Source organism: Micromonospora sp. Llam0 (assembly GCF_003751085.1).
Lineage (GTDB): Bacteria > Actinomycetota > Actinomycetes > Mycobacteriales > Micromonosporaceae > Micromonospora_E.
In genome coordinates this window covers 2,198,321-2,214,253 of sequence record NZ_RJJY01000001.1, presented here as the reverse complement: position 1 = coordinate 2,214,253, position 15,933 = coordinate 2,198,321, and the positions used below count along the sequence as shown (strand labels likewise).

12 protein-coding genes are annotated in these 15,933 nt (G+C 73.1%); 4 read left to right on the top strand and 8 right to left on the bottom strand.

The window, feature by feature from the left end; translation table 11 throughout:
• Positions 1 to 243 precede the first annotated feature (243 nt).
• Entirely contained in the window at positions 244 to 2,205 is a 1,962-nt protein-coding gene (locus EDC02_RS10045) for an AMP-binding protein (protein WP_123601700.1), read from the top strand.
• A 122-nt stretch (positions 2,206 to 2,327) separates the two neighbouring features.
• Positions 2,328 to 3,209 carry a metallophosphoesterase gene (locus EDC02_RS10040; protein ID WP_123604681.1) on the top strand — a complete coding sequence of 294 codons (882 nt, stop codon included), beginning with the start codon at positions 2,328 to 2,330 and terminating at the stop codon, positions 3,207 to 3,209.
• A gap of 36 nt (positions 3,210 to 3,245) precedes the next feature.
• Here EDC02_RS10040 and meaB read toward each other — a convergent pair whose 3' ends face one another.
• From meaB to EDC02_RS10000, 8 genes are all read right to left on the bottom strand, one after another.
• Complete coding sequence (gene meaB / locus EDC02_RS10035) at positions 3,246 to 4,280, bottom strand: methylmalonyl Co-A mutase-associated GTPase MeaB (RefSeq protein ID WP_123601699.1); 1,035 nt, start codon at positions 4,278 to 4,280, stop codon at positions 3,246 to 3,248.
• Positions 4,277 to 6,481: a methylmalonyl-CoA mutase gene (gene scpA / locus EDC02_RS10030; protein WP_123601698.1), complete on the bottom strand. Its 2,205-nt coding sequence runs from the start codon at positions 6,479 to 6,481 to the stop codon at positions 4,277 to 4,279. The genes meaB and scpA overlap by 4 nt, the downstream gene beginning before the upstream one ends.
• A complete protein-coding gene (locus tag EDC02_RS10025) occupies positions 6,478 to 8,367 on the bottom strand; it encodes a methylmalonyl-CoA mutase subunit beta (protein WP_123601697.1) in 1,890 nt (629 codons plus the stop codon). Before EDC02_RS10025 ends, scpA begins: the two co-directional genes overlap by 4 nt.
• Before the next feature lie 97 nt (positions 8,368 to 8,464).
• Positions 8,465 to 9,370 carry an oxygenase MpaB family protein gene (locus tag EDC02_RS10020; RefSeq protein ID WP_233605841.1) on the bottom strand — a complete coding sequence of 302 codons (906 nt, stop codon included), beginning with the start codon at positions 9,368 to 9,370 and terminating at the stop codon, positions 8,465 to 8,467.
• Positions 9,371 to 9,381: 11 nt separating this feature from the next.
• Positions 9,382 to 10,614, bottom strand: a complete 1,233-nt coding sequence (locus EDC02_RS10015; protein ID WP_123601696.1) for an MAB_1171c family putative transporter — start codon at positions 10,612 to 10,614, stop codon at positions 9,382 to 9,384.
• A 6-nt stretch (positions 10,615 to 10,620) separates the two neighbouring features.
• Positions 10,621 to 11,175 (bottom strand): hypothetical protein, encoded by a 555-nt coding sequence (locus tag EDC02_RS10010; RefSeq protein WP_148083385.1) that lies wholly within the window; start codon positions 11,173 to 11,175, stop codon positions 10,621 to 10,623.
• 47 nt (positions 11,176 to 11,222) lie between these two features.
• Positions 11,223 to 11,690, bottom strand: a complete 468-nt coding sequence (locus tag EDC02_RS10005) for a helix-turn-helix domain-containing protein (protein ID WP_123601694.1) — start codon at positions 11,688 to 11,690, stop codon at positions 11,223 to 11,225.
• A gap of 256 nt (positions 11,691 to 11,946) precedes the next feature.
• Positions 11,947 to 13,002 carry a hypothetical protein gene (locus tag EDC02_RS10000; protein WP_233605840.1) on the bottom strand — a complete coding sequence of 352 codons (1,056 nt, stop codon included), beginning with the start codon at positions 13,000 to 13,002 and terminating at the stop codon, positions 11,947 to 11,949.
• Positions 13,003 to 13,298: 296 nt separating this feature from the next.
• Between EDC02_RS10000 and EDC02_RS09995 the strand changes: the two genes are divergently transcribed.
• Entirely contained in the window at positions 13,299 to 14,330 is a 1,032-nt protein-coding gene (locus EDC02_RS09995) for a LacI family DNA-binding transcriptional regulator (RefSeq protein WP_233605839.1), read from the top strand.
• Complete coding sequence (locus EDC02_RS09990) at positions 14,327 to 15,931, top strand: FAD-dependent oxidoreductase (protein ID WP_123601692.1); 1,605 nt, start codon at positions 14,327 to 14,329, stop codon at positions 15,929 to 15,931. Before EDC02_RS09995 ends, EDC02_RS09990 begins: the two co-directional genes overlap by 4 nt.
• Positions 15,932 to 15,933 lie beyond the last annotated feature (2 nt).

The following is a 15,933-nucleotide window of genomic DNA, read 5'->3' as shown; positions in this document are numbered from 1 at the left end:
GGTGCCGTGACGGCCGAACCGGAAGGTCGTCACGGCGCCCCACCGCCTTTCCGGCATGTGCCGCATAGGAAATATGCGGCGTAGGGGAGTGGGAGTACCTGTTGTCGGAAATCGTCGTCACGCAAAGTTAGATGTTTTCACTTCTGCCTATTTGGCATAGCCTCTCTGGGTGATGGTCCGATCGCAGTGAGTTTGCGTTCGTGGTCGATCGGCAGCGCGCCGTTGCCAGGGGAGGACAGCGGAATGGCATCCGAACGTGTCCAGGCCAGCGACGGGACGGCGGCGTCCACCCGGGTGGCTCCGACCGTGGCGACCTACCGCACGTCCTGTGCCGGCGGCCGGACGTCGATCGACGAAGCCCAGGCGGTCGTCTTCGGGGCGCTCGCCGCGCTGGAGACCGCCGCCCGGTTGGATCGACCGGTGCCGATCAGGTCGACCACGGCGACGCTCGGCCTCGACCTGATCGACCCCCCTGAGCAGCTGCGCCATCTGGCCGGCCCGGCGGTCCGGTCCTGGCTGTCCCGACGGCTGCGCCCGGTTGACCTGCTGCCGGAGCGGCGGGACACCCTGTTGGTGCGGGCGACCACCGGGGTGACGGCCCCGCCCGGCCCACCCACGGCCCGCATCGACTGGCGGGTCACCGCGAACCACCTGACCATCCACGCCAGCTGCCCCGGTGGGGACCCGTGGCGGCTCTGCCTGCCGGCGGTCGCCGAACTGTACGCGGAGGTGCTGCGCGAACTGGTCGACGAACCCGGCCAGGCCAGCTCGCGCACCGCCGGCATCAGCGGTGCCTCGCGTGACCTGCTCCTCGACCGGTACGCCGGTCGTCGGGTGGACCGCGGGCCGTTCCGTCCGCTGCCCCTGCTGGTCGAGCAGGCGGTGGACCGGCATCCCCAGCGGGTCGCGGTCAGCGGTATGGGAGGCCGCCTCACCTACCGTGAACTCGATGACGCCGCCAACGGACTGGCCGCGACCCTGGCCGAGGACGGCGTACGGCCCGGCGATCCGGTGCCGGTACTGCTCGTCGCCGGCCCGGCGCTGTCGGTGGCCAGTCTGGCGCTACTCAAGATCAGGGCCGTCCACGTCACCGTCGACCCACGCTGGTCGCCAGCCAGGTTACGGTCCGTGCTGGCCTCGGTGCCCGGCGTGCCCGTGCTCGCCGCCGCGTCGCCCGGGGACCCGGCGCTGTCCGGTGCACGCGTGATCGACGTACGGCCGGGTCGGGTCCCGTCGTCGCCCCGGCGCCCGGACCCGACCGGAACGCCCGACGACCTGGCGTACGCCCTGGTCACCGCCGACGCGGACGGGTCACCGCGCTGCACCGTCAGCCGGCATGTCGCCCTGACGGACCGGGTGCACTTCATGACCCGCTTCTTCGCCGCCACCGGCGGGGAGGTCGTGCTGCCGGGCAGCCCGGGGCCGGGCCCGTCGGTCGGCAACCTCATCTGGCCGTTGACCACCGGCGGGCGGCTGGTGCTGCCGTCCCCCGCCACTGGCCGGCCGGACCTGTCCACCATGGTCGCCGTCATCGCGGCCGAGCAGGTGACGATGATCGACACGGAGCCGGACACGCTCGACGCGATGGTGGCGGCGATCGAGCGGGACGCCGCGGTCGCCGGGCGTCTGGCCAGTCTGCGGCATGTCGTGGTGCCGGGTCCGGGCCTGCGGCCGGCCAGTGCCCGCCGACTGCGACGTCTGCTGCCGCAGGTCGAGGTCAGCACCGGGTACGGTCCGGTCGGGACGGCCGCCGTCGCCTACCACCGGGTGGGCGAGACCGACGGCGACGCCATCCCGGTCGGTCATCCGGTCGACAACTGCCACCTGCTCGTCGCCGACGACCGGCTGCGGCTGCTGCCGCCCGGTGCCACCGGCGCGATTCTGATCGGTGGGGCCGGTGTCGGCGCTGGCCGGCACGGCACGCCGTGGCGCGCCGCCGCCGGGTACGTCGCCAACCCGTTTCCGGAGATCCCGGGTGAGCTGCTCTACCGCAGCGGGGACCTGGGCCGTTTCGACGAGGACGGGCGGCTGCATCTGGTCGGCCGCGGTGACCGCCGGACCGACGGCGACGAGGCCCCCGAACGGTCCGGGGCGACCCGGGCCGCCGAGCCGGCGCCCGAGGGCCGGCGGCGCGGCGAGAACCGGGTGGTGGTCGCGGCCAGCGCGGGCGTCGCCGGTCGTGGTGGCGGCCCCGGGCCGGGCTGACCCCGCCGACGTCGATCGGCGGGCGGGCTACCGCTCGGCGGCCGCGTACCGGATGATCGACACCGGTGGTGGACCGGACACGGAACAACCGGACACGGAACGCGGACGGGAGGGCGGCCACGGTGACGGTACGGCAGACCGGCGGCGACGGGGAGGCCACGGGGACGGCACCGACGCTGTGGGCGATCAGCGACCTGCACATCGCGTACCCGGAGAACCGTCAGATCGTCGCCGACCTGGCGGCACCGGCACCGCAGGACTGGCTGATCGTCGCCGGCGACGTCGCCGAGACGATCGCCGACGTGCGGTGGGCGCTGGCCACGCTGCGCGAGCGGTTCGCCGAGGTGATCTGGTCGCCGGGCAACCACGAACTGTGGACCACCACGCACGACCCGGTGCGGCTGCGCGGCGTGGAGCGCTACGCGCACCTGGTCGACCTCTGCCGGTCGCTCGACGTACGGACCCCGGAGGACCCGTACCTGATCTGGTCCGGTGCCGGCGGACCGGCGGCGGTGGCACCGTTGTTCACCCTGTACGACTACAGCTTCCTGCCGCCGGGCACCGGCACCAAGGCGGAAGGGCTCGCGTACGCGCACAGCACCGGCATCGTCTGCACCGACGAGGCGATGCTGCATCCGGACCCGTTCCCGACCCGGGAGCAGTGGTGCTGGCAGCGGCTGGCGGAGACCGAACGGCGTCTCGCCGAGGTGGGACCGCAACTGCCCACCGTCCTGATCAACCACTACCCGCTGGTCCGGACGCCGATGGACGTGCTGCGCTACCCGGAGTTCGCCATGTGGTGCGGTACCGACCGGACCGCCGACTGGCACCTGCGCTACCGGGCGGCGGTGATGGTCTACGGTCACCTGCACATCCCGCGCACCACCGTCTACGACGGGGTGCGCTTCGAGGAGGTATCGGTCGGCTACCCCCGGGAGTGGCGTCGCCGCCTGGCCGTGCCCGGCCAGCTGCGCCGGATCCTGCCCGGCCCGCAGCCCGGCTGATCAGCCGCCGGTCAGCCCGGCCTGATCGACCGTCGGTCACCCCGGGCTGGTCAGCTGGTCGGTGCCGCCGTCGGCCGGGCCGGTGAACGCCGCCAGCAGCTGCGCCGCGGCCTGCGCGGGGGTGATCTCCCCGGCGAGCACCCGCTCCTCGGTCCGTGGGGTCAGCGCGATCACCGCCGGATGACCGCGTAGCTGGTCCAGCAACCCGTCGCGCACCATCGCCCAGACCCAGCGCAGCTGCTGCTGCCGGCGGTGCCGGTCCAGCTCGCCGCTGACCCGCCGGTGGTCCTGATGGGCGGTCACCTGCTGCCACACCTCGGCCAGCCCGGTCCCGTCCCGGCCGCTGGCGGTGAGCACCGGGACGGCCCAGTCGTCATGGCCGCCGCGCAGCATCCGTAACGCCCCGGCCAGCTCGCGGGCGGCGGACCGGGCCTCGGCCGCGTGCGCGCCGTCGGCCTTGTTGACCACCACGACGTCGGCGAGTTCCAGCACACCTTTCTTGATGCCCTGCAACTGGTCGCCGGTGCGGGCCAGGGTGAGCAGCAGGAACGTGTCGACCATTTCGGCGACGGTGGTCTCGGACTGTCCGACCCCGACGGTCTCCACCAGCACCACGTCGTAGCCGGCGGCCTCCACCACCACCATCGCCTCCCGGGTGGCCCGGGCCACCCCGCCGAGCGTGCCGGCGGTCGGCGACGGGCGGACGAACGCGGCCGGGTCGGCGGCCAGCCGGGCCATCCGGGTCTTGTCGCCGAGGATGCTGCCGCCGCTGCGGGCCGACGACGGGTCGACCGCCAGCACCGCGACCCGGTGTCCGTCGCCGGTCAGCCGGGACCCGAGCGCGTCGATGAAGGTGGACTTGCCGACCCCGGGCACGCCGGTCACCCCGACCCGCCGGGCCTGCCCGGCGTACGGGGCCAGCGCCACCAGCACCTGCTGGGCGTGCGCCCGGTGGTCCGGCCGGGTCGACTCGACCAGGGTGATCGCCCGGGCCAGCCACGCCGGTGCCGCCGCCCGCACCCCGGCGACGTAGTCGGCGACCGGCGCCAGCGTGCGTCGTACGCCGGTCATCCGGCCTCGACGGTGTCGTGCCCCAGCCGACGGGACAGCTCGGCGAGCAGGTCCACGGCGGCGTCGGCCAGCACCGTGCCGGGCGGGAAGATCGCCGCCGCACCGGCGGCGCGCAGCGCCTCGAAGTCCTGCGGCGGCACCACCCCGCCGACGATCACCATGATGTCGTCGCCGCCGAGGGCGGCCAGTTCGTCACGCAGCGCCGGCACCAGGGTCAGATGCCCGGCGGCGAGGGAGTTGACGCCGACCAGGTGCACGTCGGCCTCGACGGCCTGCCGGGCGACCTCGGCCGGGGTCTGGAACAGCGGACCCACGTCGACGTCGAAGCCGAGATCGGCGAAGGCGGTGGCGACCACCTTCTGCCCCCGGTCGTGCCCGTCCTGGCCCATCTTCGCCACCAGGATCCGGGGCCGGCGCCCCTCGGCGACGGCGAACGCGTCGGTCGCGGCCCGGGCCCGGTCGATCCCCGCCACCGCGCCCGCCTCCTGTCGGTACACCCCGCTGATGGTACGGATCTGCGCCGCGTGCCGGCCGTACACCCGTTCCAGCGCGGTGGAGATCTCCCCGACGGTGGCCCCGGCCCGCGCGGCGTCGACCGCCAACGCGAGCAGGTTGCCGGACAGACCGGCACCGCCGGAGTCGGGCCCGGCGTCGGCGGCGCGGGTCAGCGCCGCCAGCGCCGCGTCGCACGCCGGCCCGTCCCGTTCGGCGCGCAGTCGCCGCAGCTTCTCCAGCTGCGCGGCCCGTACCGCCGTGTTGTCGACCTTGAGCACCTCGATCGGCTCGTCGGCGTCCGGCCGGAACCGGTTCACCCCGATCACCGGTTGCCGGCCGGAGTCGATCCGGGCCTGGGTACGGGCGGCGGCCTCCTCGATCCGCAGCTTGGGCAGCCCTTCGTCGATCGCCCGGGCCATCCCGCCGGCCGCCTCCACCTCCCGGATGTGCTGCCAGGCCCGCCGGGCCAGGTCGTGGGTGAGCCGCTCCAGGTAGTAGCTGCCACCCCACGGATCGATCACCCGGTTGGTGCCGGACTCCTGGGCCAGCAGCAACTGGGTGTTGCGGGCGATCCGGGCGGAGAAGTCGGTCGGCAGCGCGAGGGCCTCGTCCAGCGCGTTGGTGTGCAGCGACTGGGTGTGGCCCTGGGTGGCCGCCATCGCCTCGACACAGGTGCGGACCACGTTGGTGAACACGTCCTGCGCGGTCAGCGACCAACCGGAGGTCTGGCAGTGGGTGCGCAGACTCAACGACTTCGGGTTGGTGGCGCCGGCGTCGCGGACCAGCCGGGCCCACAGCAGCCGGGCGGCCCGCAACTTGGCGACCTCCATGAAGAAGTTCATCCCGATCGCCCAGAAGAACGACAACCGGGGCGCGAAGGTGTCCACCGCCAGCCCGGCGGCCTGTCCGGCTCGCAGGTACTCGATCCCGTCGGCGAGGGTGTACGCCAGCTCCAGATCGGCGGTCGCCCCGGCCTCCTGGATGTGGTAGCCGGAGATGGAGATCGAGTTGAACCGGGGCATCCGCGCCGAGGTGTAGGCGAAGATGTCGGAGATGATCCGCATCGACGGTCCCGGCGGGTAGATGTAGGTATTGCGGACCATGAACTCCTTGAGGATGTCGTTCTGGATGGTTCCGGTGAGCTTCTCCGGCGGTACGCCCTGTTCCTCGGCGGCGACGATGTACAGCGCCAGGACCGGCAGCACCGCGCCGTTCATGGTCATCGACACGCTCATCCGGTCCAACGGGATGCCGTCGAACAACTGCCGCATGTCGTGGATGGAGTCCACCGCGACCCCGGCCATCCCGACGTCTCCGGCGACCCGGGGGTGGTCGGAGTCGTACCCCCGGTGGGTGGCCAGGTCGAAGGCGATGGACAGGCCCTTCTGCCCGGCGGCCAGGTTGCGCCGGTAGAAGGCGTTGGACTCCTCGGCGGTGGAGAACCCGGCGTACTGGCGGATCGTCCACGGCTGGGTGGTGTACATCGTCGGGTACGGCCCGCGCAGGTACGGCGGGACGCCCGGCACGGTGTCCAGGAAGGTCAGGTCGGCGGTGTCCGCCGCGGTGTACAGCGGCGCGACGTCGATCCCCTCCGGCGTGTGCCAGACCGGGCCGGGTGGCTGCGGGCCCGGTGCCGCGGCCGGTCCGCCGACGCCGCCCGGACCGTTCTGCGGCAGCAGCGTGGCCTGCGAGAAGTCCGGAATCATCGGGGGACCTCCAGGTCGTCGAACGTGGCGTCGAGCACGGCCACCGCGTCGCAGCCGGCGTACAGGTAGCCGTCGACGTGGGCGTGATCAGCGGGTCGGCCGGCCAGCCAGACCCGCCGGGCCCCGGCGGCGGCCAGCGCGGCGGCCAGCGGTGCCGCGGCCGCTGCGTAGCTGGCGTCGGTGCCGCAGATACAGGCCACGGCGGACGGGTCGGCGGCGAAGGCGGCGGCGATCGCCGCCGGGTCGTCGGCCGGGTCACCACCACGGGTGGTGGCGATCCCGCCGGCGGCGAAGAGGTTGCCGGCGAAACCGGCGCGGGCGCTGTGCGCCGCGAGCGGTCCCAGGGTGGCCAGGAAGACGCTCGGCCGGGTGCCGGCGGCCGCCAGGTACGCGTCCGCCTGGTCCCGCCGGGCCTCGAACGCCCCGGCGTGGAACCGGCGGGGCAGGCCGCCGCCGGGCGGTACGGGTGCCAGGGTACGGGCGGGCAGCCGCTCGTCCAGGTCGGGGAACTCGCTGACCCCGGTGACCGGGTCCCGCCGGTGCGCCAGGTTGTCGGCCCGGCGCCGCCAGGTCGCGTCGATGCGGTCGGCGATCAGCCCGCCGGACAGCGCGGCGGCGGCGCCGCCGGCCCGCTCGATCTCGGTGAACCAGTCCCAGGCGGTCGCCGCCAGATCCACGGTGAGCCGTTCGACGTACCAGGACCCGCCGGCCGGGTCCAGCACCCGGCCGAGGTTCGCCTCGGCCAGCAGCACCGACTGGGTGTTGCGGGCGATCCGCCGGGCGAAGCCGTCCGGCAGCCCCAGCCGGGCGTCGAACGGCGCGACGGTGACCGCGTCCGCGCCGCCGACCCCGGCCGCGAAGCAGGCGACCGTGGTGCGCAGCATGTTCACCCACGGGTCCCGGGCGGTCATCATCGCGGCGGAGGTGACCGCGTGCTGACGCTGCCGACCCGCCTCGGGCACCCCGCAGAGCTGCCCTACCCGGGCCCAGGCCTGCCGGGCGGCGCGCAGCTTGGCGATGGTGGCGAACTGGTCGGTGGTGGCGGCGAAGCGGAACTCCAGCTGCCCGAAGGCGGCCGGCAGGTCGAGCCCGGCGTCGGTGAGCGCCCGGAGATAGGCCAGCCCGGTGGCCAGGGCGCAGCCGATCTCCTGGGCGTCGCTGCCGCCCGCGTCGTGATACGCGGTGGCGTCCACAGTGACCGCGCGCAGCCCTGGTGACCGGGCGGCGTACCCGGCGAGGACGGCGAGTTGCGCGAGGTCGCCGGCCTGGCCGGTGCGGGCCTGCCAGCCGAGCGGGTCGGCGCCCAGACAGCCGGCCAGGGCGCGTTCGACGCCCCGGTCGTCGGCGAGCGCGAGCAGCGCCTCGGCCGCGGCGACGCTGTCCACTCCGGCGTCGAGCACCACCGGGGCCAGGTCGAGGTGGACCCCGTCGAGTGCCTCCGGCAGGTCGGTCGCGCGCAGGCCACCGGCGGTCAGGTCGATCCAGACCGAGGTGGCACCGTTGGCGAGATCGGTCAGCACCGCCTCGCGGACCGCCTTCGGGTCGGGGTCGGCGTACCGCTGCCGGACGTCCCAGCCGGCCACCGTCTCGGTCGGGTCGGTGCCGCCCGCGCCGCCGCCGTCGCGTCGGGCCTGGGCTCCGCGCACGTACGGTGCCGTCCCGGGCACCCCGACGTCCGGTGGGGCCGCCGGCCGGGTGTGCAGCGGGGCGAGGCGGATGCCGTCGTAGGTGGTGGTGGCCAGCAGTTCGTCCACGTACTCGGCCGGGGTGTCCGGGCCGGCGGCGCCCGACTTGCGCAGGACGCCGAGCGCGAGCCGTCGCCAGTCGTCCGGCGTGGCCGGTGGGAATCCAGCGGCCGGGTCGAGGCTCTCGGATGGCACCGTCATGCACGGGATGTTAAGGGTGCGTCGCACTGATGGTCGGACCCGTACCCGGACTGTGACCACATCCACCGAACGTGATCGACTGAGCGTGTCTGTTCGACTACCACGATTCCTGGGTGGGGTGGCCGGGTTCCGGCGCGACCGGGCCGAGCCGGGATATGTCGTACCCGTCCGGATACGTGGGTGTGTGGATACCGTCGGCGAACAGCGGGGTCCGACGCGGTCGGCCGGCCCAGCGCAGCAGCGCGGCGCGCAGCAGCAGCCCGCCGTGCAGGCCCGCGCGCACCGCCGGGTTCGGCGCGGTCAACCCGGTCGCGGCCCGCAGCCGTTCGTCGTACATGGCGGCGACCAGCGCGTCACCCAACGGCGCGAGCGGTCGTGGGATCTTGCCGCGCAGCAGCGCCCGGGTGGCCCGCTCGATCGATGCGGCGTCGTCGTTGTAGCGCAGATGCGTCCGGTCGTGGTCGTCGAACCAGGCGGCGAACTCGCGGAAGGAGCCCGGAATGTCCCGGATGCCCATCCGTCGACCCAGCTCCCGGTAGTGGTGGTAGGCGGCGGTCCGTTCATGGCAGCAGGGCCGCCGCCAGCCGTACCGCTCCAGCCAGCGGATCGGGACGACCACCAGACAGCCGAGGACGTAGCGGTAGTCGTCGTCGGCGATGTCGTAGTGGCGGTGGATCTGATTGGTCCGCCGGATGGCGTCGCGACCGCGCGGGGCGTCGAGACCGTGCAGCATCATCTCGTACATCAGCAGTCCGGTGTCGTCGATCCGCTTGCGAGTGTGCCGCAGCAGCTCCCCGGTGCGTACGTGCAGAGCGGCGACGCGGGGCAGCGAAAAGGACCGGTTGAACGCCAGGTTCAGTCCGAGTTTGCTGTCCCACGGAAACTCGTAGCGCACCATCGTCTGATAGATCTCGAGGTAGTCGCGCTGCGGGTCGAGGGTGCGGATCCGCCGCAGGTTGGCGTAGCGGTTCCGCCGGAGGTTGGCGTAGCGGTGCGGCTGCACGAAGGCCCCGTTCAGGATCGGTGTGGCGGCGGTGCCGCAGGCCGTGGCTCGGGCGACGACGCGGCGGCGGCCAGCACCTGGTCGACCAGCGGGGAGCGGCTGAACCACTCAGCCACCCGACTCAACCAGGCGACCTCGCCAGGATAGCCGTTCGGCGGATCGTGCGGCTCGGAGAAGTCCGGCTCCCGCACCGGCCCACCGGTGGCGGCCTGCCGCGCTCCGGCGGCGATCATCGCCGCCTCGACCAGCGCCGTGCGGTCGGTGCCGGCCAGGCCGGCGGCTGCGGCCAGCCGGTCGGCCGTCGGCGCGATCCGGCGATCGATGTACGGGCGCAGCGCCAACCGGCCGTCCCGGATCTCGGTGATCCGGCGGTGCAGCGCGTAGTCGATGTCGCGCAGGGCCACCCGCCGGTGGTGGGCCCGGTCGTCGAGGACCAGGTGCGGTTGCGCCGCGCTGACCGCCCGCCACAGTGGCGCCAACCGGTGCCACGACCGGTGCCGCCGCAACCAGGCCCGCCCGGTGTCCACCGTGGGACCCCAGGTCGGCAGGGTGAGCCCGATCAGCATGGCGAGCGCTCCGACGGTCACCAGGACCGCCGCGATCTGCGGCCCGCCGGCCGGTTCCCGGCCGATCCGGTAGGCGATCAGGTAGCCGGCCTTGGTGGCGCAGTACAGTAGCGCGGCGGCCGCGCCGAAGGCGGTGATCCGCAGTCCACGACGGAGCCACCGACGCGGCGTGACCAGGGAGAAGCGCCAGCAGAGCCGGGCCAGGTCGGTGGCGTAGCAGACGAAGACGACCAGGTAGACGACCAGGTAGCCGGCGACCGCCGGATGGGCGGCGTCCTCGACCACCAACCGGACCGGCGCGGCACCGGCCAACGTGGTCGCCCAGAGCACGGTGAGCAGCCCGAACGCGGTCACCGAGGCGATCACCCGACGCCGGACCCGGCGGGCCGCGACCGCCGGCGGCAGGGCCAGGAACAGCAGCAGGATCTCGGAGTTGGCCGCGACCCCCATCACTCCGGCGTGCGCCAGCAGCTTGGCCAGGTTCGGCAGCCCGGTGATCCGGTCCACCGCCTCGGCGACCGGCCGGACGGCGACGGTCACTCCGGCGGCGAACGAACAGAAGGCGTACACCATCGCCCGCAGCACCCGGTTGTCGCGGTCCCGCCGCAGGTCACCCAGTTTGTAGCCGAAGGCGAGCCAGCCGGCGGCCGCGCAGACCGCGTACAGCGGGATGTCCATCGGTGTTCACCGGGGCGGTGGTTCGAGCCCGTGCCGCAGCCGGGCCTCCAACGCGGCGTCGGTGACCGGCCCGGCATCGTCCCGGGCGGGTGCTGATCCGAGGTCGGTCTCGCGGGCGGCGGCCTCCAGCAGGATGGTCGCCATCATCTCGGCCTCCTGCTCCTCGCCCCGGCTGTACACCCCGTTCCGGGCGAGTACCCGGTGCACCAGGCTGGGGCGCAGCGCCGGCATCAGCAACTGGCTGGCCTGCTGGTCGTCGAGGGCGAGGGCGCGGTGGCCGAGCAGGATGTGGCCGATCTCGTGGGCGATGATGTGGTCCCGGTGCACCCGGCTGGTGCGTTCCTCGTAGGCGACGACGTGACCGGCGTCGGTGAAGAAGGTCAGGCCGAACGGCGCACCGGCGGGCATCGGCACGCCGACCAGGGTGATCCGCTGGCCGAGCACCGTACCGACCCGCTGGCACAGTTGTGGCGCGTCGAACGGCCGGGGCATCCGCAGGCCCTGTTCCTCGAGCTGACGCAGCCGGTCGCGGCAGGTCCGGCGCAGCGGGGATGACTTCATGTCCGTGCTTCCCTCAGCTTGGTCCGTCCGTCGCCACTGCATGACGATCACGGGTGCTGCCGTCCGTCGGCGCCGGGGCCGCCCTCGGCGTGGCGGGTCTCCAACGCCTGGACCACCCGGTCGAGGATGTCGCCGACCGCGTCGAGTTGCGCCTCGGGCAGCGTACTCAGCCGGGTCGCGACCGCGCGTACCTTGAGGTTGCGCATCGCCTGCAGCGCATGCAGGTCCCGCTCGATCTCGCCGGAGCGGCGCCGGTCGAAGAAGTACGCCGGGTCCACGTCGAAGAAGTCGGCGAGCGCCTCCAGATGCTCCTTGGTCGGGTTGGTCCGCCGACCGGTGCGCAGCTGCCAGATGTACACGTCGGAGATGGAGCCGCCCCGGTCCCGGATGGCGTCGGCCACCTCCCGTGAGGTGTACGGGTCGCGGCGGGCCGGCCGGACCGTCTCGAAGAGCAGGTTGAGCTTGTCGGCCAGGCTGGATCCCGATCCGCCAGGGGGGGTGGTGCCGCCCGTCACGGCTACCTCCGTCGGATGTGCAGCTGAGATCTGGGGAACCACAGCTAAGATCTGGTTCGGAACTACAGCTAAGGTTAGCCATGTTGGCGCTGTCGGTTAATATCGGTTGACGACCGTACGCCGAGTCAGTATACGATCACGACGTGAGGTTGACCAACCCGTTGCAGTGGCCAACCTCGATGCCGCTGGTGCGGTGAGGGGCGCGGAACGGGGGCGCCCCTCACCCCACCAGCCAGCGGTCGCCCTGGACGCCTCGTCAGATCGCCCGGGCCACCGCGATCCTGGTGCTGCCCCGCTGGCCGGCCTCGTAGAACATGTACCACCGGCCGCGGTCGGTGCCGAACGCCGGTGCCGCCGAGCGGCGGTTGTCCGGTGCGCCGGTCAGCGGCGCGTGGAAGACCCCGAGGTGGATCTCCCGGTCGAAGTTGTTGCCCACTTCGGTCAGGTACATCCGGCCGGACCCGCCGTGGTACACCACGTACGTGGTGCCGTTGCGGTGCAGCAGGTGCGCGCCGCTCAGGTCGTTCTCGCCGTCGCCGGCCGGGCTGACCAGCGGCTGCGGGTCGAACTGCCATCTGCGGCCGTCCGTCGACCAGCCCCAGAAGATCTTGCGGTAGCCCGGCCGGACCTGATGGTATCCCATGTAGACCATGACGTACCGGCTGCCCAGGGCGGGAATGCTGTGCTCGAAGACCCGGGCGTACGACGACTCGGTGATGTTCGGCACCATCGCCGTGGACAGCACCACCCCGTAGTAGGTGAAGTGCACGCCGTCGTTGGAGATCGCCAGCCGGGTGGTGTCGTTGTCGCCGTGGAAGTAGAGGTAGAACTGCCGGGTCGCGGTGTTCCACAGCACGTGCGGTGACGAGACGTGCTCGACCGAGTAGTGCGGTGACCAGTCGTGCCGGACGATCGGGTTGCCGGCGTACTCGGTGAACGGGCCGGCGAGTGAGTCGCCGTAGGCCAGGCAGATCCCGCCGGGCCGGTCGTGCGGGGCGTAGTAGAGGTAGTACCGGGCCAGTCCGCCGCTGATCCGGTCGTACACCCCGCGTACGCAGGGGAAGATCAGCTCGCCGGTCGGGTTGTAGCGCAGGTTGGCGTGGTCCAGCGGCTGTCCGAGATAGGCGTAGCTGGGGAATCCGGCGGGGGCCGCGGCGGCGGGTCCGGCGCTGGCGGCGAGCGCGCCGACGCCGCCGGACAGGGTCGCGGCGCCGAGCAGGCCCGCGCCGCATAGCAGCCGGCGTCGGTCGATACCGCCCTGGTCTGGTGGTGCCGACCCGGGCGAGGCTTGCGGGTGAGGGTACGGACACATGGGGTGGCCTTTCCGACACGTGGGCCGTGGACCGGGGCAGTCCACGGCTTCGTCACTGGCAGTCAGGTGAGGCGGGACGGCCGGCCGGGCCCTCGTGTGGCTTGAGTCTGCTGTGGCCGGCGACGTGGCGTCAAGGAGCAAATGCGAATTATCACCGCAACTTCGATACTCGACGATCTGTTCGTCAGGGGTTGACGTGGGCGCCCGGCAGGGTTCAGGCTGTCACCCACGACAGCCGCTAATGCGTATTAGCAGAGAACGGACGAATACTCAACGTGACCGGATCCCGTAGGCGGGTGACCCAGCAGGACATCGCCCGGATGACCGGCGTCAGCCAGGCGACGGTGTCCCTGGTCCTCAACGGCCGGGCCGACGCCGACGTGCGCATCGCCCCGGAGACCCGCGAGCGGGTACTCGCCGCCATCCGCGCCACCGGGTACGTCGCCGATCCGGTCGCCCGCCGGCTCGCCGACCGGCACAACCGCATCCTCGGCGTGTTCACCTCCGAGCCGGTCTTCCCCAGCGGGACGGGCGACTTCTACCACCCGTTCCTGCTCGGCATCGAACAGAGCGCCGAGCACCTCGGCTGCGATCTCCTGCTGCTCACCAGCGCGCCGGTCGTCGACGGGCGCCGCCGGCTGCTGCACCAGGACAACCGGCTGCGGCTGGCCGACGGCGCCATCCTGCTCGGCCGCCAGCTCGACCGGACCGAACTGACCAGATTGCTGGCCGACGGGCCGCCGTTCGTCTCCGTCGGCCGTCGCGACGACGCCGGCGGCCCGGTGCCGTGCGTCGGCGCCGACTACCCCGCCGCCACCGCCGGGCTCGTCCGACGTGCCGTCGACATGGGCCACCGCCGGCTGACCTACCTGGGGCAGGGGGGCGGGCCGGAATCACACGCCGACCGGATGCGCGGTTTCCGTGCCGCCGCCGTCGCCGCCGGCGCCGAGTGGCGGCACGAGCAGACCGCCGGCCGCGACCCGGGTGCCGTGCTCGACACGGTCATGGCGGGCGCGACCACCGCGGTCTTCGTCGAGGAGTACGCCGACGGCGTCGCGATCGCCGCCCAGGCCCGGCACCGCGGCCTCGACGTTCCGGGTGATCTGTCCATCGTCGCTCTCGGCGACCCGACCCGCCCGGCCAGCACCGACCTGGACCTCACCGGTTTCCGGATTCCGCGCCGGCAGATGGGCTGGCAGGCCGTCGAGGTCCTCACCGGACTGATCGGCGGCTCGGGCGGATCCGGGCCGGTGCAGCGGCTGCTGCCCTGCGAAGAGGTCCCCGGCGCCACCCTGGCGCCGCCAACCGGAAGGAACCCGGCACAGTGACGGAACACGGCTGCGACATCCTGGTCGTCGGCGGCGGACTCGGCGGGGTCGCCGCCGCGCTCGGTGCGCTGCGCGCCGGCCGGACGGTGCTGCTCACCGAGGAACACGACTGGCTCGGCGGGCAGCTGACCAGCCAGGCCGTCCCGCCGGACGAGCACTCCTGGGTGGAACGGTTCGGGGTCACCGCCAGCTACCGCGCGCTGCGCGACGGCATCCGGGCCTACTACCGGCGGCACTACCCGCTGACCGAGGCGGCCCGTGCCCACCCCGAACTGAACCCTGGCGGGGGCCACGTCAGCCGGCTCTGCCACGAGCCCCGGGTGGCCGTCGCGGTCATCGAGGCGATGCTGGCGCCGTACCGGGGATCCGGGCAACTGCGGGTGCTGCAGCCGTACCGGCCGGTGGCCGCCGACACCGACGGCGACCGGGTCACCGCGGTCACCGTCGCGCACCGCGACGGCGGCGGCGAGATCACCCTGACCGCGCCGTACGTGCTGGACGCCACCGAGACCGGTGAACTGCTGCCACTGACCGGCACCGAGTACGTCACCGGCTTCGAGTCGCGGGCCGACACCGGCGAACCCAGCGCCCCGGACGTTGCCGACCCGACCAACATGCAGGCCGTGTCGGTGTGCTTCGCCATCGACCACGTCGACGGCGACCACACCATCGACCGGCCGGCCCGGTACGGGTTCTGGCGCGACTACCAGCCGCCGTTCTGGGGCGACCGGATGCTGTCGTGGCGCTCACCCAACCCCCGTACCCTGCAGATCGGGCAGCGCAGCTTCACCCCGAACCCCGACGACGACCCGCTCGCCGTCGTCGCCGACCAGCGGCTCAGCCCCGGTGACGGCAACCTGTGGACGTTCCGGCGGATAGCGGCACGTCGGATGTTCCGCCCCGGGGCGTACGCCAGCGACATCTGCCTGGTCAACTGGCCGATGATCGACTACTTCGAGTCGCCGGTGATCGACGTGCCCGACCCGGCCCACCACCTCGCCGCCGCCCGGGAGTTGTCCCGCAGCGTGCTCTACTGGCTGCAGACCGAGGCGCCCCGCCCCGACGGCGGCGCCGGCTTCCCCGGGCTGCGACTGCGCGGCGACGTCACCGGCGGCACCGACGGCCTCGCCCAGGCCCCGTACATCCGCGAGTCCCGCCGGATCCGGGCCGAGTACACCGTCGTCGAACAGGACCTGTCGCTGGCGGTACGCGGCGACAAGGGCGCGGTGCGCTACCCCGACCCGGTCGGCGTCGGCATGTACCGCATCGACCTGCACCCGTCCACCGGCGGTGACAACTACGTCGACGTCGCCGCCTGTCCCTTCGAGATTCCGCTCGGCGCGCTGCTGCCGCAGCGGATGCGCAACCTGCTGCCGGCCGGCAAGAACATCGGCACCACGCACATCACCAACGGCGCGTACCGGCTGCATCCGGTCGAGTGGAACGTCGGCGAGGTCGCCGGCGCCCTCGCCGCGTACTGCCTGGACCGGCGGGTCGAACCCCGCGCGGTGCGCGCCGACACCGACCTGCTCACCGACTTCTCCGCCCGGTTGGACGCCGCCGGTGTCGAACGGCGCTGGCCGGACGTGACCGGCTACTGACC